The organism is Curtobacterium sp. MMLR14_006, assembly GCF_001864985.1.
Classification (GTDB): domain Bacteria; phylum Actinomycetota; class Actinomycetes; order Actinomycetales; family Microbacteriaceae; genus Curtobacterium.
The window spans coordinates 212,762-231,044 of the sequence record NZ_MJGU01000012.1; the positions used below are offsets into that span (position 1 = coordinate 212,762).

18 protein-coding genes are annotated in these 18,283 nt (G+C 72.0%); 16 read left to right on the forward strand and 2 right to left on the reverse strand.

Annotated elements, in window-relative coordinates; genetic code table 11:
• Nucleotides 1-23: 23 nt before the first annotated feature.
• Nucleotides 24-716: an HAD family hydrolase gene (locus tag BIU94_RS04535; protein ID WP_071254649.1), complete on the reverse strand. Its 693-nt coding sequence runs from the start codon at nt 714-716 to the stop codon at nt 24-26.
• Nucleotides 717-744: 28 nt separating this feature from the next.
• Here BIU94_RS04535 and hemW point away from each other — a divergent pair, with 28 nt between their 5' ends.
• Nucleotides 745-1,962, forward strand: a complete 1,218-nt coding sequence (hemW, locus tag BIU94_RS04540) for a radical SAM family heme chaperone HemW (RefSeq protein WP_071256232.1) — start codon at nt 745-747, stop codon at nt 1,960-1,962.
• A gap of 4 nt (nt 1,963-1,966) precedes the next feature.
• On the opposite strand, the gene BIU94_RS04545 is transcribed toward hemW, so the two are convergent.
• Complete coding sequence (locus BIU94_RS04545) at nt 1,967-2,356, reverse strand: DUF4870 domain-containing protein (protein ID WP_071254652.1); 390 nt, start codon at nt 2,354-2,356, stop codon at nt 1,967-1,969.
• 106 nt (nt 2,357-2,462) lie between these two features.
• On the opposite strand from BIU94_RS04545, the gene hrcA reads away from it, so the two are divergent.
• The 15 genes from hrcA (at nt 2,463) to BIU94_RS04620 (ending at nt 18,234) form a co-directional block, all read left to right on the forward strand.
• On the forward strand, nt 2,463-3,479 hold the full coding sequence (gene hrcA / locus BIU94_RS04550; RefSeq protein ID WP_071254655.1) for a heat-inducible transcriptional repressor HrcA: 1,017 nt from the start codon (nt 2,463-2,465) through the stop codon (nt 3,477-3,479).
• A gap of 129 nt (nt 3,480-3,608) precedes the next feature.
• Nucleotides 3,609-4,724, forward strand: coding sequence for a molecular chaperone DnaJ (gene dnaJ, locus BIU94_RS04555; protein ID WP_071254658.1), 1,116 nt, complete (start codon nt 3,609-3,611; stop codon nt 4,722-4,724).
• Entirely contained in the window at nt 4,724-5,461 is a 738-nt protein-coding gene (locus BIU94_RS04560; RefSeq protein WP_071254663.1) for a 16S rRNA (uracil(1498)-N(3))-methyltransferase, read from the forward strand. The genes dnaJ and BIU94_RS04560 overlap by 1 nt, the downstream gene beginning before the upstream one ends.
• A gap of 40 nt (nt 5,462-5,501) precedes the next feature.
• Nucleotides 5,502-5,855 (forward strand): histidine triad nucleotide-binding protein, encoded by a 354-nt coding sequence (locus BIU94_RS04565; RefSeq protein ID WP_071254666.1) that lies wholly within the window; start codon nt 5,502-5,504, stop codon nt 5,853-5,855.
• Nucleotides 5,845-6,987, forward strand: coding sequence for a PhoH family protein (locus BIU94_RS04570; RefSeq protein WP_071254669.1), 1,143 nt, complete (start codon nt 5,845-5,847; stop codon nt 6,985-6,987). Before BIU94_RS04565 ends, BIU94_RS04570 begins: the two co-directional genes overlap by 11 nt.
• Nucleotides 6,984-7,445: an rRNA maturation RNase YbeY gene (gene ybeY / locus BIU94_RS04575; protein ID WP_071254672.1), complete on the forward strand. Its 462-nt coding sequence runs from the start codon at nt 6,984-6,986 to the stop codon at nt 7,443-7,445. Before BIU94_RS04570 ends, ybeY begins: the two co-directional genes overlap by 4 nt.
• Before the next feature lie 3 nt (nt 7,446-7,448).
• The gene (locus BIU94_RS04580) at nt 7,449-8,771 is read left to right on the forward strand and encodes a hemolysin family protein (protein ID WP_071254674.1); all 1,323 of its coding nucleotides are present in this window, start codon (nt 7,449-7,451) and stop codon (nt 8,769-8,771) included.
• Entirely contained in the window at nt 8,768-9,709 is a 942-nt protein-coding gene (gene era, locus BIU94_RS04585) for a GTPase Era (protein WP_071254677.1), read from the forward strand. Before BIU94_RS04580 ends, era begins: the two co-directional genes overlap by 4 nt.
• Nucleotides 9,675-11,012 carry a sensor histidine kinase gene (locus BIU94_RS04590; RefSeq protein WP_139196302.1) on the forward strand — a complete coding sequence of 446 codons (1,338 nt, stop codon included), beginning with the start codon at nt 9,675-9,677 and terminating at the stop codon, nt 11,010-11,012. Before era ends, BIU94_RS04590 begins: the two co-directional genes overlap by 35 nt.
• Complete coding sequence (locus BIU94_RS04595; RefSeq protein WP_071254683.1) at nt 11,009-11,698, forward strand: response regulator transcription factor; 690 nt, start codon at nt 11,009-11,011, stop codon at nt 11,696-11,698. The genes BIU94_RS04590 and BIU94_RS04595 overlap by 4 nt, the downstream gene beginning before the upstream one ends.
• A 109-nt stretch (nt 11,699-11,807) precedes the next feature.
• Nucleotides 11,808-12,557, forward strand: a complete 750-nt coding sequence (locus BIU94_RS04600; protein WP_071254686.1) for an ABC transporter ATP-binding protein — start codon at nt 11,808-11,810, stop codon at nt 12,555-12,557.
• Nucleotides 12,554-13,954: an ABC transporter permease gene (locus BIU94_RS04605; protein ID WP_071254690.1), complete on the forward strand. Its 1,401-nt coding sequence runs from the start codon at nt 12,554-12,556 to the stop codon at nt 13,952-13,954. The genes BIU94_RS04600 and BIU94_RS04605 overlap by 4 nt, the downstream gene beginning before the upstream one ends.
• A 467-nt stretch (nt 13,955-14,421) precedes the next feature.
• Complete coding sequence (gene leuA / locus BIU94_RS04610; RefSeq protein WP_071254693.1) at nt 14,422-16,197, forward strand: 2-isopropylmalate synthase; 1,776 nt, start codon at nt 14,422-14,424, stop codon at nt 16,195-16,197.
• Between the two features lie 394 nt (nt 16,198-16,591).
• Entirely contained in the window at nt 16,592-17,440 is an 849-nt protein-coding gene (recO, locus tag BIU94_RS04615; protein WP_071254696.1) for a DNA repair protein RecO, read from the forward strand.
• A complete protein-coding gene (locus BIU94_RS04620; RefSeq protein WP_071254699.1) occupies nt 17,437-18,234 on the forward strand; it encodes an isoprenyl transferase in 798 nt (265 codons plus the stop codon). The genes recO and BIU94_RS04620 overlap by 4 nt, the downstream gene beginning before the upstream one ends.
• Nucleotides 18,235-18,283: the final 49 nt, after the last annotated feature.

The following is an 18,283-nucleotide window of genomic DNA, read 5'->3' on the forward strand; positions in this document are numbered from 1 at the left end:
CCCGCCGGGCACGGTGCCCCGCGTCAGCGCAGCGGCGGCAGCGCTGCGATCGCGTCCTCGATGAGGGACGCGTCCGACCGGCAGTCCCGCGCGACGGTGACGGCGTTCGTCGCCCGGAGTGCGTCCACGTCGTAGACCCCGGTGGCGACCGCCAGGAACGGGATGCCTGCGGCGTCGGCGGCCTCGCCGTCGCGCGGGGTGTCCCCGACGATGACGGCACGGGTGCCGGCGAGTTCCGCGGCGGCCCGCAGGGTGACGTCCGAGCGCTCCACCTCGGTGTCGCCGAAGTAGGAGTGGTCCCAGTCGAAGACGGCGGGGTCGAACCCGGCACCGGTGAGCTTGACCCGCGCGCGGTACTCGGAGTTGCCCGTGAGCAGCCCGTTCCGCCAACCGAGTGCGGCGAACCGGTCGAGCAGCGCCTTCGCGCCGGGGACGGGGTCGCGGTGGTCTCCGGACGCGTGCCGTTCGGCGGTGAGGTCGTGCAGGTGCCGTCCGACGGCGGGGATGAGCGAGTCCTCGAGGTCGTGGGCGCGGACGTGCTCGGCGATCAGCCCGGCGTCGGTGCGCCCGTGCTGGTGGCCGACCCGCAGCGTGAGGTCGCGGCCGACCGCACGCTCGAGCGCCAGGTGGTACAGGTTGCCCGGCGACGAGGCGTTCATCACGAGGGTGCCGTCGATGTCCCACAGCACCGTGGTGGGGACGGGGTGGTGCTCCATCCCTCCATCATGGCGGAGAATGGACGGCATGCCGAGTGCTCTGCCGATCGCCGATCCTGCGCCGTCGGACGGCCTGATCACACCCGGTGCCGACGCCGGGGACGTGCCCTTCGGCGTCTACGTGCACGTGCCGTTCTGCCGGGTCCGCTGCGGGTACTGCGACTTCAACACGTACACGGCGTCGGAGCTGCGCGGCGTGCGGCGTGACGACTACGCCGGGCACGCGGTGCGCGAGATCGAGTGGGCCGCGACCGTGCTCGACCGCTCCGGTGTGCCGCGTCGCCCGGTGTCGACCGTGTTCTTCGGTGGCGGCACCCCGACGATGCTGCCGGCGTCCGACCTGGCGATGATCCTCCGTGCGATCGACGACACCTGGGGCATCGTGCCCGGGGCCGAGGTCACCACCGAGGCGAACCCCGACTCCGTCGACGCCGCGTCGCTCGAGACGCTGCGGGCCGGCGGCTTCAACCGGATCAGCTACGGCATGCAGTCCGCCGTGCCGCACGTGCTCGCGACCCTCGACCGCACGCACGACCCGCTCCGGGTCCCCGTCGTCGTCGACCTCGCGAAGCAGCAGGGCCTCGACGTCTCACTGGACCTCATCTACTCGACCCCGGGGGAGTCGCTGCAGGACTGGCGCACGTCGCTCGACGCCGCGATCGCCTGCGAGCCGGACCACGTGTCGGCGTACTCGCTCATCGTCGAGGACGGCACCGCGATGGGCCGGATGGTGGCCCGTGGCGACCTGCCCGCGCCCGACGACGACCTCGCCGCCGACATGTACGAACTGGCCGACCAGGTCCTCGGCGACGCCGGCTACTCCTGGTACGAGGTCTCGAACTGGTCCCGCGGCGACGCGCACGCCAGTCGGCACAACCTGTCGTACTGGAAGGGCCACGACTGGTGGGGCGTCGGACCCGGCGCGCACTCGGCCGTCGCCGGCACGCGCTGGTGGAACGTCAAGCACCCGGCCGCGTACGCGAACCGGGTGCTGTCGGGGGAGTCGCCGGCCGCCGGCCGCGAGACCATCGACGACGAGACGCGGTACGTCGAGCGCCTGCTGCTCGCGGCGCGGGTCCGGGGTGAGCTCGCGACGAGCGAGATCCGCCAGGAGGCCCGTGGCCGGGTCGCCGGCCTCATCGCACGCGGGCTGGTGGACGGATCGGCCGCGGTGCGGGGACGCATCGACCTGACCCTGCAGGGTCGCCTGCTCGCCGACGCCGTGGTGCGCGAGCTGCTCGACTGAGCCGCTACTCCTTGATGAACTCGATCGCGAGTGGGTAGCGGTAGAGCTGCCCCTGGTTCGCGGCGATCGCGGCGATGATGCTGAACACGATCGTCACGACGGCGACGATCGGCAGCAGCACCAGGCCGATGAGCACGAAGATCAAGATGGACGACACCAGGTACGCGATGCCCATCGTGATGTGGAAGTTCAGGGCGTTCCGGGTGTGCTCCCGGACGAACTGGCCGCGGTCGCGCAGCACCAGGTAGGCCACCAGCGGGACGATGAAGTTCGAGAAGATCGCACCGACGTGGGTCAACGTGGCCCAGAGGCGCTGGTCCTCGGGGCGCATCGGTTCCGGGAGCCGGTAGCCGGGAGGGAACTCGGGGCCGCCGGGCTGCTGTCCGTAGGTCATGCCCGCAGCGTACCGGCCGTCGCGGGGTCCCGGCCGGACGGTGGTCGGGCGTAGGATCAGCAGTCGACACGTCCGAGTGCCAGATCAGTCCGGAAGGAGCGCGCGCGTGGTCAGTGAACGCAGCCTCGAGGTCCTGAAGGCGATCGTGCGCGACTACGTGGCATCGCGCGAGCCCGTCGGCTCGAAGACGATCGTCGAGCGGCACGCCTTCGGCGTCAGCGCCGCCACGATCCGGAACGACATGGCCCTGCTCGAGGACGAACAGCTCATCGTCGCGCCGCACACCTCGTCGGGTCGCGTGCCGACCGACAAGGGGTACCGGGTGTTCGTCGACCACCTGGCGGCAGCGCGCCCGTTGACCAGCGCGCAGCGGCACGCGATCGAGACGTTCCTCGGCGCCCCGAACGACCTCGACGAGGTCCTCGGCCGCACGGTCCGGCTGCTCAGCCAGCTCACGAACCAGGTCGCGCTCGTGCAGTACCCCTCGATGGTGCGGGCGCGGGTGCAGCACATTGAGCTCGTGCGCCTCGGCGACGCCCGTCTGATGGTGGTGCTCATCACCGACACCGCACGGGTCGAGCAGCGCGTCGTCGAGACCGACGTCGCCCTCGACGAATCGGCACTCACCGAACTCCGCACGGTGCTCAACGGCGCGACCGTGGGCCTGCTGCTGCAGGACGTCGCGACGGCGCTCCGCGCGGTGCCGCAGCAGATCCGCCCGGACGTCCAGACCCTCGCCGGCGTGGTCGTCGCGACCCTCATCGAGCAGGTGGCGGCCAACCGGCAGGACCGCCTGGTGATGGCCGGCGCGGCGAACCTGGCGAAGAGCGAGCAGGACTTCTCCGGCGGGCTCTTCCCCGTGCTCGAGGCGATCGAGGAACAGGTGACCCTGCTCCGGCTGTTCGGCGAGATGCAGATCGACGACGGCGTGGCCGCGCGCATCGGCGTCGAGAACGCCGAGTACGGGCTCGACGCGACGAGCATCGTCGCCGGGGGCTACCTGGCCGGCGGGGAGCTCGCGCGACTCGGCGTGCTCGGCCCGACCCGGATGGACTACGGCACGAACATGGCCGCCGTGCGCGCCGTCGCTCGGTACCTGTCCAAGCTCCTGGGCGAACATTGACGGACCGCCCCACCCGCCGGGGCGGGCCGACCCACGCGGGTCGACCCGGGCCTCCCGGCCGACCGACGACCACCCGGACCGCGGCGACCGCCGCACCGGACCGACCGAACGAAACCGACTGAGGGATACGTGGCAGACCACTACGACGTCCTCGGCGTCCAGCAGGACGCCTCCGATGCCGACATCAAGAAGGCCTACCGCCGCCTGGCGCGTGAGCTGCACCCGGACGTGAACCCGTCACCCGACGCCGCCGAGCGCTTCAAGGACGTGACGCACGCGTACGACGTGCTGAGCGACCCGGAGCAGCGGCGCCGGTACGACGCGGGCCCGCAGGCCGACAGCCCCTTCGGCGGCGGCGCCGGCGGGTTCAGCGACATCTTCGACGCCTTCTTCGGCGGCGGCGGTGGCGGCGGTGGCCGCGGCGGCGGACCCCGCAGCCGGGCCGAGCGCGGGCAGGACGCCCTGCTCCGCCTCGACGTCGACCTCGACGAGGTCGTCTTCGGCACCCACAAGGACGTCGAGGTCGACACGGCCGTGCTGTGCGAGACCTGCCACGGGTCCTGCTGCGCGCCGGGCACCAGCCCCCGCACCTGCGACATCTGCGGCGGCTCCGGGCACATCCAGCGCCAGGTCCGCTCGCTCCTCGGCAACGTCGTCACGAGCGCGCCCTGCGGCACCTGCCGCGGCTACGGCACGGTCATCCCGAGCCCCTGCCCGACGTGCCAGGGACAGGGTCGCGTCCGCGCCCGCCGCACGGTCCCGGTGGACATCCCCGCCGGCGTCGACTCCGGTCTGCGCCTGCAGATGCCGGGCCAGGGCGAGGTCGGCCCGGCCGGCGGTCCCGCCGGTGACCTCTACCTCGAGGTCCGCGTCCGGCACGACGACGTCTTCAGCCGCGACGGCGACGACCTGCTCGCCACGCTCGAGGTCGCGATGACGGACGCCGTGCTCGGCACGACGACGACCATCGACGGGCTGGACGGTCCGGTCGAGCTCGAGATCCGCCCGGGCGTGCAGAGCGCCGACGTCCTGGTCATCAAGGACCGCGGCATCACGAAGCTCCGGGGCAGCGGCCGCGGCGACCTCCGGGTCGGCGTGCAGGTCGTGACCCCGACCAAGCTGTCGCACAAGGAACGGCAGCTCGTCGAGCAGCTCGCGAAGTCGCACAAGGCGTCGGCGCCGCAGCTCGCCCGGTTCCAGCAGGGCATGTTCGGCAAGCTCCGCGACCGGTTCTTCAACCACTGATGGCGTCGCTCTACCTCGTCGAGACGCTCGACGGTGTCACCGCCGGGGACCAGGTGTCCCTCGACGGGGCCGAGGGCCGGCACGCCGTGTCGGTGGCCCGCGTCCGCGTCGGTGAGACCCTGCGCCTCGGCGACGGCCGGGGCACGGTAGTGACGGGCGCGGTCGAGTCGGTCGGGCGCGACGCGCTGGTGCTGTCCGTGGCGACGGTCGCCGTCGAGCCGGCACCGCGCCCGTCCCTGACGCTCGTGCAGGCACTGGCGAAGGGCGGTCGCGACGAGATGGCGGTGCAGGCCGCGACGGAGATCGGCGTCGACCGGGTCGTGCCGTGGTCGGCGGCCCGCAGCGTCTCCCGCTGGGAGGGCGCGAAGGTCGAGAAGGGCCGGGCACGTTGGGCCGCGATCGCGCAGGAGGCCTCGAAGCAGGCGATCCGGTCGCGGGTCCCAGTCGTCGAGGACCCGGTGACGACCGTGCAGCTGGCGGGCGCGGCCGGCGCTGGCCGCACGGTGCTCGTGCTCGACCCGGTCGGCGACGTCCGTCTCGCCGCGTGGGAACTGCCGGACGACGTCGAGGACATCGTGCTCGTCGTCGGCCCCGAAGGGGGCATCGACGGCGCCGAGTTCGACCGGCTCGAGGCCGCCGGCGCGGTGCGGGTGCGGCTCGGCGACACCGTGCTCCGGACGTCGACCGCGGGTCCCGCGGCACTCGCCGTCCTGCAGGCGCGGCTCGGCCGCTGGTGAGGGAAGGCCCGAGGTCAGCCGTGCGTTCTACGATGGAGTCATGAGCACCAGCACGCCCAGCGTCTTCTCGAAGATCATCGCGCGCGAGATCCCGGCGACCGTCGTCGCCGAGGACGACCGCGTGATCGCCATCGAGGACATCGCGCCGAAGGCCCCCGTCCACGTGCTCGTCGTGCCCAAGACCGAGCAGTACGCGAACGTCGCCGAACTCGCCGCCGGTGACCCCGACCTCCTCGCCCACGTGGTCGCCACCGCGCAGCGCATCGCCGACGAGCGCGCCGACGGCCAGTTCCGACTCGTCTTCAACACCGGCGAAGCCGCCGGTCAGACCGTGTTCCACGTGCACGCGCACGTACTCGCAGGTGAACTGCAGGAAGGCACCCTTGCCAGCTGACGAAGCCGCACAGCCCACCCCCGCCGTCGAAGCGGACGTCTCCGACGCCCTGCAGGTCGACGGCATCGCCATGGTCCAGCTGCTCGGCCCGCAGGACCGGCTCCTGAAGACCGTCGAACGCCAGTACCCGGACGTCCGGGTGGTGGTGCGTGGCAACGAGGTCACGCTCACCGGTCCCGAGCGTGCGGTCGCCCGCGCCCGGGCCCTCGTCGACGAGCTCGTCGGCATGGTCCGCCGCGGGCAGGACATCGGTCCGGCCGACATCCCGACCTCCGCGCGCATCCTCGACGACGACCGCAAGCCGTCCGACACCTTCGGCACGCCGATCGTGTCGAGCCGCGGCAAGTCCGTCCGCCCGAAGACGGACGGGCAGCGCGCCTACGTCGACGCGATCGACGAGCACACCATCACCTTCGGCATCGGGCCGGCCGGTACCGGCAAGACCTACCTGGCGATGGCGAAGGCCGTGCAGGCGCTCCAGCGGCGCGAGGTCACCCGGATCATCCTCACGCGGCCCGCGGTCGAGGCCGGCGAGCGGCTCGGCTTCCTGCCCGGCACGCTCACCGACAAGATCGACCCGTACCTGCGGCCGCTCTACGACGCCCTCAACGAGATGATGGACCCGGAGCTCGTGCCGAAGCTGCTCGCGGCGGGCACGGTCGAGGTCGCCCCGCTCGCGTACATGCGCGGGCGCACGCTGAACGACTCGTTCGTCGTCCTCGACGAGGCGCAGAACACCACGCCCGAGCAGATGAAGATGTTCCTGACACGGCTCGGCTTCGGCTCGAAGATGGTCGTCACGGGCGACATCACCCAGGTCGACCTGCCCGGCAACGTCTCCGGCCTGCGGCTCGTCACCCGGATCCTCGAGTCTGTGGAGGACATCCACTTCGCCCGCCTCGGCAGCGAGGACGTCGTCCGCCACACGCTGGTCGGCCGGATCGTCGACGCCTACACCGTCTACGACGAGGAACGCCTCGCCGAGCAGGCCGGGCATCGCCCCGGCGGCCGCGGCACCGCCCCCACGGGCAACCCCGACGGGGCGAACCGCGCCGAACGCCGCGGCCGGCCCCCGCAGGACCGCCAGCGGTCCCCGTACCCCCAGAACGACGCCAGAGGAGACAACCGGTGAGCATCGAGCTCAACAACGAGTCCGGGGTCCAGGTGGACGAGGCCGCGATCCAGCGCCTCGCCGCCTTCGCCCTGGACGCGCTGCACGTCCACGCCGACGCGGAACTCGCCGTCGTGCTGGTCGACGAGGGCGCGATGGAGCAGCTCCACGTGCGGTGGATGGACGAGCCCGGCCCGACCGACGTCCTGAGCTTCCCGATGGACGAGCTCCGACCGGGCACCGAGGACGACCCGACGCCGGCCGGGCTGCTCGGCGACATCGTGCTCTGCCCGCAGGTCGCCGAGGAGCAGGCGAAGACCGCCGGCCACTCGACGACCGACGAGATGCTGCTGCTCACCTGCCACGGCATCCTGCACCTGCTCGGCTTCGACCACGCCGAGCCGGACGAGAAGGCCGAGATGTTTGGCCTGCAGGGCGAGATCCTCACCGCCTACGCCGCGCAGCAGCGGGGGCGGTGACCGGTGCTCGTCGTCGCCGGTCTCCTCGCGGTGGCCCTGGTGCTCGTCGTCCTCGGCGGGCTGCTGGCCGCGAGCGACGCCGCCCTGTCGGTGGTGTCGCGTGCCGACCTCGACGAGATCGCCCGCGGCAACAAGCGCCGTCGGGCGATCGAGGCGATCGCCGACGACGTCGGCGCGCACGTCAACGCGCTGAACTTCTTCCGGGTCCTGGCGGAGACCGCGGCGGCGGTCCTCGTCACGATCGCGCTCGTCCGGGCCTTCGACAGCTGGTGGGTGGCCCTCGTGCTCTCCGCCGTCGTGATGACCGCGGTGTCCTTCGTGCTCGTCGGGTCGAGCCCGCGCAGCGTCGGCCGCGCGCACGCCGAGGCACTGCTCGGCACGACCGGCGGACTCGTCCGGGCCGTCCGCATCGTGCTCGGTCCCCTCGCGGGGCTGCTCGTCCGCATCGGTGACCGCGTGACGCCCGGCCGCGGCCGCAGCGCCTCGACGGTCTCGAGCGAGGAACAGCTGCTCTCCCTGGTCGACGAGGCCACCGAGAGCAACGTGCTCGAGGACGAGGACCGCGAACTCATCCACTCGGTCTTCGAGTTCAGCGACACCCTGGTGCGCGAGGTCATGGTGCCCCGCACCGACATGACCACCGTCGACGGCGCCGACACCCTCGCCGCGGGCATGGAGCAGTTCCTGGCCGCCGGGGTGTCCCGGATGCCGGTGACGGGCAAGGACAGCGACGACGTGCTCGGCGTGCTGTACCTGCGCGACGTGTCCCGGGCGCTGTACGAGCGCCCCGGTTCCGGCGCCGAGCCGGTGACGGCCCTGCTGCGCCCCGCCGAGTTCGTGCCGGAGTCCAAGCCGGCCGACGACACCCTGCGGCACATGCAGGTCGCGAAGAACCACCTGGTGCTGGTGGTCGACGAGTACGGCGGGGTCGCCGGCCTGGTCACCATGGAGGACCTCATCGAGGAACTCGTCGGCGACATCTCGGATGAGTACGACCGCACCGTGGTCGACCGCACCGAGGTCGAGCCCGGCGTCTGGCGCATCGCCGCCCGGCTGCCGATCGACGACCTCGGCGACCTGTTCGGCATCGAGCTCGACGACGACGACGTCGACACCGCGGGCGGTCTGCTCACGAAGGAGCTCGGGCACCTGCCGTCGTCCGGCGACACCGTGACCGTCTCCGGCGTGGTCCTGACAGCCGACCGCGTCGAGGGCAAGCGCCGACACCTGATCACCGTGCTCGCCGAGCGGACCGACGCCCTGGCCGGCGCTGAGGACGCCTTCGAGGACGCCGCACACTCCACGACGGGAACCACCCACGCATGAGCGACACCGAGTCCACCACCGCCGACGGCCCGGCCCGTCCGTACCGCGCCGGCTTCGTCTCCTTCGTCGGCCGCCCGAACGTCGGCAAGTCCACGCTGACCAACGCCCTGGTGGGCGAGAAGGTCGCGATCACCTCGTCGAAGCCGCAGACCACCCGGCGTGCGATCCGGGGCATCGTGCACCGCCCCGACGGGCAGGTCATCATCGTCGACACCCCCGGTGTGCACCGCCCGCGCACGCTGCTCGGCGAGCGGCTCAACGACCTCGTGCAGTCCACGCTCGGCGACGTCGACGTGATCGGCTTCTGCGTCCCCGCGAACGAGCCCATCGGCCCGGGCGACCGGTTCATCAACGACACGCTCGACCAGTACCCGCGCGCGAAGAAGATCGCGATCGTGACGAAGATCGACCGCACCGCGAAGGACCGCGTCGGCGAGCAGCTGCTCGCTGTCTCGAAGTTGCGCGACTGGGACGCGATCATCCCGACGTCGGGCACGAAGGGCCTGCAGCTCGAGGACCTCCTCGGCGAGATCACCTCGCTGCTGCCCGAGTCGCCGCAGCTGTACGACTCGTCGGCCGTGACCGAGGAGACCGACGAGGAGCGCATCGGCGAACTCATCCGCGAGGCGGCGCTCGAGGGCGTCCGCGACGAACTCCCGCACTCGCTCGCCGTCGTCATCGAGGACGTCGTCGAACCCGACGACGAGGACGACCCGGACGGCCCGCTGCGCATCTTCGCGAACCTGTTCGTCGAGCGGGACAGCCAGAAGGCCATCGTCATCGGTCGGAAGGGCGAACGCCTGAAGGACGTCGGCACGCGTGCGCGGGTCGAGATCGAGTCGCTGCTCGGCGGCCGGCACGTGTTCCTCAACATCCGGGTGAAGGTGGCCAAGGAGTGGCAGCGTGACCCGAAGCAGCTCGGACGCCTCGGCTTCTGACGGCCCCGAGCGGGTCATCCCCGCGACGGACGCCGCGGCGGAGCGGGCACCGTACCGTGGACGGGTGTTCCGCCCGATGCTCCGTTCGCAGGTCCTGACCGACGCGGTGGTGGCCGTCGTCCTCGGCGGGCTCGTGCTGCTCCTGTCCGGGCAGGTCGCCGACGGACCGCTCACCGTCGTCACGGTGGTCGGCATGACCGCGGCGCTCGCCCTGCGCCGACTCGCGCCGGGGCTGGCGCTCACGGTCGCGTGGGTGGTCGCGGTGTTCGAGATGGTCACGCGGCAGAACCCTGACCTGTCGAACGTCTTCATCGCCGGGGTGATGTACGCGACGAGCGCGTACGGCAGCGCGCGCGTGCGGATCGCCGGGCTCGTGTCGGCGATCGGCGGATCGGTGACCGCCGCGCTGTACATCGGGATCGGCGACTACCAGCAGCGGCTCGGCATGGAGACGGCGACGACGCCGCTCGAGGAGTCGCTCCGTGTGACCGGCTCGTACTTCGCCGTCGTCCTGCTCCTGCTGCTGCTGCCGTGGCTCGCCGGTCTGGTCGTGCGGTCCCGCCGGGTGGAGAGCCTGAGCCGCGAGGCGCAACTGCTCGCGGAGCGCGACGCCGCCCGTGCCGACCGTGCCGTCGCCGTCGAGCAGGAGCGCGTCCGCATCGCCCGCGACATGCACGACATCGTGGCGCACTCGCTGGCGGTCGTGATCGCCCAGGCCGACGGTGCCCGGTACGCGCTGAAGGCCGACCCGGCGGTCGCCGACACCGCCCTCGGCACCATCTCGACGACGGCACGGAGGGCGCTCGGCGACGTCCGCGAGCTGCTCGGCGCCCTGCGGCACGAGCAGGGCACGGCGCCGACGCCGGAGATCGATGACATCGACCGGCTCGTCGGCGAGATGCGCGAGCTCGGGCTGGACGTGCAGGTCGACCGCGACGGCGACCCGTCCGGGCTGCCGACCACGACGCAGCTGGCGGTGTACCGGATCGTCCAGGAGAGCCTGACGAACGCCTACAAGCACGGCGAGCCCGGCAGCCCCGTCCACGCGTCGCTGACCTACCGCCCGGACACCGTCGAGATCGCCGTCGTGAACCGCCGCGCCGACGACGGCACCCGCGGTCCCGGCACCGGTCACGGGCTCGTCGGCATGCGCGAACGTGCCACGATGACCGGCGGCACGATGACCGCCGGGGTCCGCGGCGACGACTTCGAGGTCGCCGTGCGCATGCCCGCCGTCCCCGCCAGCGGGCAGATGCCCCGCGGCCGCACCACCCCGACCGAGCAGGAGCGCTCCGCACGATGACCACCACCCCGACGTCCGAGCAGCGGATCCGTGTCGCCCTCGTCGACGACCAGTCGCTCTTCCGCACCGGCATCCGGATGCTCATCGACTCGCAGCCGGACCTGCTGTTCGTCGGCGAGGCCGGCGACGGTGCCGAGGGCGTCGAACTCGTCCGTCGCACCCGGCCCGACGTCGTGCTCATGGACGTCCGCATGCCCGTCATGGACGGCATCACCGCGACCGGACGGATCGTGGAGCAGTCCGGCACCGACGGGGCGAAGGTCCTCGTGCTCACGACGTTCGACTTCGACGAGGCCGCCGCCAAGGCCATCCGAGCCGGGGCGAGCGGCTTCGTGCTCAAGGACGCCGACCCGGAGTTCCTGCTCGCCGCCGTCCGCACCGTGCACGCCGGCACCGCGGTGTTCGCGGCCTCGGCGACGCGTGAGCTGCTGCGGCGGTACGACGACTCGGTCGAGCGGGCCGCCGCCGTGCCGCCCGCCTTCGCGGAGCTCACCCCGCGCGAGCGCGAGATCTTCGACCTGGCCGCGCGCGGCTTCAGCAACAGCGAGATCGCCCAGCACGAGTACGTCAGCGAGGCCACCGTGAAGACCCACATCTCGCGGGTCCTCACGAAGCTCGGGCTGCGCGACCGGGTGCGGCTCGTCGTGTTCGCACACGAGCACGGGCTGGTCGCGAAGAACGACTGACGGGTCATCCGCTCGGATGACCCCTGCACAGGCAGGGGAGCCGAGCGGACGATCCACAGGAGCCGCCCGACGGACGCGGGGCGGGCCTCCCGACCGTCATCGTTGATGCATGACCAGCCACGAACCGATCATCCGACTCGACCACGTTTCCAAGCACTACGGCGACGCCTCGCGTCGCGTGACGGCGCTCGACGACGTCAGCGTCGACATCGGCGCGGGGGAGTTCACCGCGGTGATGGGGCCGTCCGGTTCCGGCAAGTCGACGCTCATGCACGTCGCGGCCGGGCTCGACGCCGTCTCGTCCGGCCGCATCCGGATCGACGGGGTCGACATCACCGGTCTCGGCGACAAGGACCTCACCGAGCTCCGTCGGCGCCGACTCGGCTTCGTGTTCCAGTCGTTCAACCTCGTGCCGACGCTCGACGTCAGTGAGAACATCCGGCTGCCGTTCCTGCTCGGCGGTCACAAGCCCTCGGCGGACGAGACCGCGTGGATCGACCGCCTGGTCGACATGCTCGGCCTCGGCAACCGCCTGTCGCACCGACCGCACCAGCTGTCGGGCGGTCAGCAGCAGCGCGTCGCCATCGCGCGGGCCCTCGCGTCGCGGCCCGCGGTCGTCGTCGCGGACGAACCGACGGGCGCCCTCGACTCCCGCACCGGGCGGGACGTGCTGGCGATCCTGCGCGGTGCCGTGCAGGAGTGGGGCCAGAGCGTCGTCATGGTGACCCACGACCCGGTCGCCGCGGCCAACGCCGACCGCATCCTGTTCCTGGCGGACGGCCGCATCGTCGCGGACCGCTCCGCGATGGACGCCGCCGCGATCTCCACCACGATGCTCGGGATGGAGGCCGCAGCGTGAACGGCGTCCGCTCCTTCGCCCCGACGATCCTGGTGGCAGCCCTCGGCACCACCTTCGGCTCCGCCCTGGTCATCGCCCCGGGGATCGTCGTGCAGGCCCTCGGCGCGGCCGGGCTCGCCGACCTCGGCCCCGTCAAGGCGATCCTGTCGGTGGTCGGCTGGCTGTTCCTCGGCATCGCGCTCTACGTCGGTGCGATCGTCACGGCGAACACCTGTGCGACGCTGATCGCCGGGCAGACCCGCATCATCGCCCTGCAGCGCCTCGTCGGTGCGACGGGGGCGACCCTGCGGGCGCGGATCACCCGGACCGGGCTGGTCGTCGGCATCATCGGCGGCCTCGCCGGAGCCGTCGTCGGCACCGCGCTGTCCGCGGTCTTCGTCCTGGTGCTGCGCGGCAACGGCTTCCTGCCGGACACCGAGTACACGCTCGTGCCGTGGGAGCTCGTGCTGCCGGTCGTGGCCGTCGTCCTCGCCACCTGGGGTGCCTTCGCCGCGGGATCGCGCCGTGTGCTCACGGTCACCCCGCTCGAGGCCCTGTCGTCGAGCGTCGAACCGAGCCACGACGACGTCCGGTCGGGAACCGCCCGCAAGGTCTGGGCGATCGTGCTCATGGCCGGGGGAGCCGGACTCATGCTCCTCGGCCTGGCGCTCAGCGCCGGTTCACCCGTGGCGGTGCTGCCGGCCGCGCTCGGCGGGTTCGTCTCGTTCGCCGGTGTGGCCGTCGGTGCGACCATCGTGATGCCCCCGGTGCTGCAGCTCATCGGCCGGATCGGCTCGCACGACCCGGTGGTCCTGCTCGCCGGGCGGAACGCCATGCGGGCGCCTGGCCGGTCCTCGCGGGCGACCATCGGGCTCGTCATCGGCGTCACCCTGCTCGTGACCTTCGCCGTGGCGCTCGGCATCATGCAGCACGTGCTCGAGGCCCAGCTCGACGGCCTGGGCGGCGGCCGGGCCCCGGCCGAGACGGTGCAGGCGCAGCGAGACTTCTTCGTGCAGCTGAACGCCGTCGTCAGCGTGATCGTCGGGTTCTCCGCCGTGATCGCCGCCGTCGGGGTCGTCAACGCCCTCGCGCTCGGCGTGCTGCAGCGGCGGCGGGAGCTCGGGCTGCTGCGGGTCCTCGGACTCACCGGCGCCCAGGTGCGCCGGATGATCGTCACCGAGGCCGTCCAGATGGTGGTCGCCGCCGTCGTCACCGGCCTGGTGCTCGGCACCGTCTACGGCTGGGTCGGTGGGCAGACGCTGCTCGGCTCGCTCGGCACCCCGGTGACGCCGGTGCTGCCCCCGCTGACGATCTCCATCGTCGTGGTCGGCGCCCTCGTGCTCGCCGTGGTCGCGACGATCGCCCCGGTGCGGCGCGCGATGCGCGTCCCGCCGACCGAGGCCCTCGCCGTCGACTGACGCGCGCCCCGGTTGCCACGTGTGACGGACAGGAGGCCCGGTGCCGGTGTGCACCGGGCCTCCTGTCCGTCGTGGGGTGCGGTGCCGCCGGTGCCGGTGCCGGTGCCGGTGCCGGTGCCGGCGTCGGTGTCGGTGTTGGTGCCAGGGCTGGCTGCGTGTCGGGCCGCCTGCCGTCGTCGAGGGTGCAGGAACTGTCGCCCGACAGCCCCGCGAGCGACACTTCGTGCCACCTCGGCGCCTCACGTACGGCGTGTCCTGACCTCTCGACGGCGACACCGCGCCCGCCCTGCACACCGCGGCGTCGGCGCCACACGCTTGCGACAGACTGGTACACCAGTGCTACCGTGGGTCCCGATGTACTCGGCACACCTCCTCCTTCGCTGCCGCGACGAGGCCTGACACACGGCCCACCTCGTCGCGGAGTCCGTCGTGGCCTGACCCACACCTGACGACGAAAGCGACGCACGATGCAGAACACGCAGCAGCCCTCCGGGATGCCGATCCACAAGTACGTCCCGTTCCACGAGCAGATCGCCGTGGACCTGCCGGACCGCACCTGGCCGACGAAGCGCATCGAGAAGGCGCCGCGGTGGTGCGCGGTCGACCTGCGCGACGGCAACCAGGCGCTCATCGACCCGATGGACGCCGACCGCAAGCGCGCGATGTTCGACCTGCTCGTCGGCATGGGCTACAAGGAGATCGAGGTCGGGTTCCCGAGCGCCTCGCAGACCGACTTCGACTTCGTCCGCTCGCTCATCGACGAGGGTGCCATCCCCGACGACGTCACGATCCAGGTGCTGACCCAGGCGCGCGAGCACCTCATCCAGCGCACGTACGAGGCGATCGACGGCGCGAAGCAGGCCATCGTCCACCTGTACAACTCGACGAGCATCGTCCAGCGCGAGGTCGTCTTCCGCACCGACGTGCAGGGTGTCGTCGACATCGCCGTCGCCGGCGCGAAGCTGTGCAAGGCGGCCGAGGCGACCCTGCAGCACGACACGACGGTCTACTACGAGTACTCGCCGGAGTCCTACACGGGCACCGAGCTCGAGGTCGCGCTGGAGATCTGCAACGCCGTCCTCGAGGTCTTCGAGCCGACGCCCGAACGCAAGGTCATCATCAACCTGCCGGCGACGGTCGAGATGGCGACGCCGAACGTGTACGCCGACTCGATCGAGTGGATGTCGCGGAACCTCGCCCACCGTCAGGACGTCATCCTGTCGCTGCACCCGCACAACGACCGCGGCACCGCCGTCGCCGCCGCCGAGCTCGGCTACATGGCCGGCGCGGACCGCATCGAGGGCTGCCTGTTCGGCAACGGTGAGCGCACCGGCAACGTCGACCTCGTCGCGCTCGGCATGAACCTGTTCACGCAGGGCATCGACCCGGAGATCTCGTTCGCGGACATCGACCAGGTGAAGCGCACCGTCGAGTACTGCAACCAGCTGCCGGTGCCCGAGCGCCAGCCGTGGGCGGGCGACCTCGTCTACACGGCGTTCAGCGGCTCGCACCAGGACGCCATCAACAAGGGCTTCGAGGCGATGAAGGCCAAGGCCGCCGCCGCGGGCAAGGACATCGACGAGATCGAGTGGGCGGTGCCGTACCTGCCCGTCGACCCGAAGGACATCGGCCGGTCGTACGAGGCCGTCATCCGCGTCAACTCCCAGTCCGGCAAGGGTGGTGTGGCCTACCTGCTCAAGACCGACCACGCCCTGGACCTGCCGCGCAAGCTGCAGATCGAGTTCTCCGGTGTCGTCCAGCGGCACACCGACACCGAGGGCGGAGAGTTCTCGTCGCAGCGCATCTGGGACGTGTTCCAGGACGAGTACCTGCCCGCGTCGGTCGACGACGAGAAGTGGGGCCGCTACGAGCTCACGAAGACGGCCACGTCGAGCGACTTCGACGGCACGACCTCGCTGTCCGTGGCGCTCCGCGTCGACGAGGGCTCGGTCGAGGCCGACGCCGTGGGCACCGGCCCGATCGACGCGTTCCTCAAGGTCCTCGCCGAGCAGGGCGTGCAGGTCACGCTCTACGACTACTCGGAGCACACGATGAGCGCCTCCGGCGACGCGAAGGCTGCGTCGTACGTCGAGCTCGACGTCGACGGGGTGCGGCTGTGGGGTGTGGGCATCGACGCCGACATCGCCACGGCGTCGCTCAAGGCGATCGTCTCGGCGGTGAACCGTGCGGTGCGTGCGGGTGCCGCGGCCGGGGCGGACTCGCCGGAGCTCGTCTCCGCCTGAGACCACCTGCCAGGAGGCGCGGTGCGGGTCCGTCCCGCACCGCGCCTCCCTGGTGTGGGCGACTGGACGCTGGCGCGCGGACGTTCCTGCCCATGGCACCTGCGATGGGAAGCAGTTCCGCGCGTAGGAGGACGGAACTTCGTGCCTCCCACGCGCGGAACGACTTCCCGCGCGCGGAACGACCTTCCACGCGCGGGACTGCCCCGCGCGCAGAACGACCCCGAACGCGCGGAACGCCCTCCGACGCGCGGGACTGCCCCTGCTTGGATCAGCCTCCCGCGCGCGGAACGACCTCCGACGCGCGGAACTGCACCACGCCCGCTCCCACGCGCGGAACTGCACCCGGGCAGGCGCCACGCGCGGCGGTGTCGGGGGAGCGGGGGATACTGGGGGCATGCCGCTGTACCGGGACGAGTGCGTCGTGTTGCGCACCCACAAGCTCGGCGAGGCCGACCGCATCGTCACGATGCTGTCCCGGCAGCACGGCAAGATCCGTGCGGTGGCGAAGGGGGTGCGGCGGACGGCGTCGAAGTTCGGCAGCCGGCTCGAGCCGTTCATGGTCGTCGACGCGCAGTTCTACGAGGGGCGCTCGCTCGACATCGTCACCCAGGCCGAGTCGCTCGGGGCGTACGGCGCGCAGATCGTCGCGGACTACGGCGCCTACACGGCTGCGAGCGCCATGGTCGAGACCGCCGACCGGTTGAGCGAGGCCGACGCGGGGTTGCAGCAGTACCTCCTGCTCGTCGGCGCCCTCCGGTCGCTGTCCCGTGGGGAGCACCACTCGAGCGCCACGCTCGACTCGTACCTGCTGCGGGCGATGAGCATCGCGGGGTGGGCGCCGTCGTTCGCCGACTGCGCGGTGACGGGGGAGCCGGGGCCGCACTCGGCGTTCGTCGTGCAGCTCGGCGGGGTGGTGGCGGACCATGCCGCGCCTCCCGGGACGCCGCGGCTCGACCCGGCGACGCTCGGTGTGCTCGGGTCGCTGCTCGCCGGCGACTGGGCGACGGTGGACGCCACCGACGAGCGGACGCGTTCGCGGGCGTCCGGCGTGGTCGCGGCCTACGCCCAGTGGCACCTGGAACGATCGCTCCGGTCCCTGCCGCACGTCGACCGCACCGAGCACCCACTGCCGGTGCCGCAGACGCACGGCGGACCCGAGGCGACGGCGCGTGCGGTGGCCTCGACCCCGGCACCCGCCGTCCCCGATCCCGATCCCGCTGTCGAAGGAGCCCCCACCGCATGAGCCCCCGCCCTCCCGCCGACGCCGAATCGTTCCGCCCGGTCGACTGGACCGGCGAGACGCCCCCGGCGATCCCGGCCCGGTTCGTTCCCGAGCACGTGGCGATCGTCATGGACGGCAACGGTCGGTGGGCGAACGGTCGTGGGCTGACGCGCATCGAGGGGCACAAGGCCGGCGAGGCGTCGCTGCTCGACGTCGTCGCGGGTGGGATCCAGATCGGCGTGCGGCACATCTCGGCGTACGCGTTCTCGACGGAGAACTGGAAGCGCTCCCCGGAAGAGGTCCGCTTCCTGATGGGCTTCAACCGCGACGTCATCCGGCGTCGGCGCGACCAGCTGCACGAGTGGGGTGTCAAGGTACGGTGGGCCGGCCGGCGGCCCCGACTGTGGCGGAGCGTCATCGACGAGCTCGAGGCCGCCGAGCGGATGACCGCGGCCAACGACGTGCTGACGCTGACGATGTGCGTCAACTACGGCGGCCGGAACGAGATCGTCGACGCCGTGCGGGGCATGGCCGAGGACGTCGCCGCGGGCCGGCTCAAGCCGAGCCAGGTCACCGAGAAGGCCCTGGCAAAGCGGCTGTACGTGCCGGAGATGCCCGACGTCGACCTGTTCCTCCGCAGTTCGGGGGAGCAGCGCACCAGCAACTTCCTGCTCTGGCAGTCGGCCTACGCCGAGATGGTGTTCCTCGACCGGCTCTGGCCGGACTTCCGTCGCACCGACCTGTGGGGTGCGATCGAGGAGTACGCCCGCCGCGACCGTCGCTACGGCGGCGCGGTCGACGCCCCGACGGCCTGACCCAGCCCGAGCGCGCGAACGAGTCCGCGAGCCCGGAACCCCGAGACAC

Coding starts and splice junctions, on each gene's coding strand:
- BIU94_RS04535 (WP_071254649.1), bottom strand. CDS start 716: ATGGAGCACCACCCCGTCCCCACCACGGTGCTGTGGGACATCGACGGC.
- hemW (WP_071256232.1), top strand. CDS start 745: ATGCCGAGTGCTCTGCCGATCGCCGATCCTGCGCCGTCGGACGGCCTG.
- BIU94_RS04545 (WP_071254652.1), bottom strand. CDS start 2,356: ATGACCTACGGACAGCAGCCCGGCGGCCCCGAGTTCCCTCCCGGCTAC.
- BIU94_RS04560 (WP_071254663.1), top strand. CDS start 4,724: ATGGCGTCGCTCTACCTCGTCGAGACGCTCGACGGTGTCACCGCCGGG.
- BIU94_RS04565 (WP_071254666.1), top strand. CDS start 5,502: ATGAGCACCAGCACGCCCAGCGTCTTCTCGAAGATCATCGCGCGCGAG.
- era (WP_071254677.1), top strand. CDS start 8,768: ATGAGCGACACCGAGTCCACCACCGCCGACGGCCCGGCCCGTCCGTAC.
- BIU94_RS04595 (WP_071254683.1), top strand. CDS start 11,009: ATGACCACCACCCCGACGTCCGAGCAGCGGATCCGTGTCGCCCTCGTC.
- BIU94_RS04600 (WP_071254686.1), top strand. CDS start 11,808: ATGACCAGCCACGAACCGATCATCCGACTCGACCACGTTTCCAAGCAC.
- leuA (WP_071254693.1), top strand. CDS start 14,422: ATGCAGAACACGCAGCAGCCCTCCGGGATGCCGATCCACAAGTACGTC.
- recO (WP_071254696.1), top strand. CDS start 16,592: ATGCCGCTGTACCGGGACGAGTGCGTCGTGTTGCGCACCCACAAGCTC.
- BIU94_RS04620 (WP_071254699.1), top strand. CDS start 17,437: ATGAGCCCCCGCCCTCCCGCCGACGCCGAATCGTTCCGCCCGGTCGAC.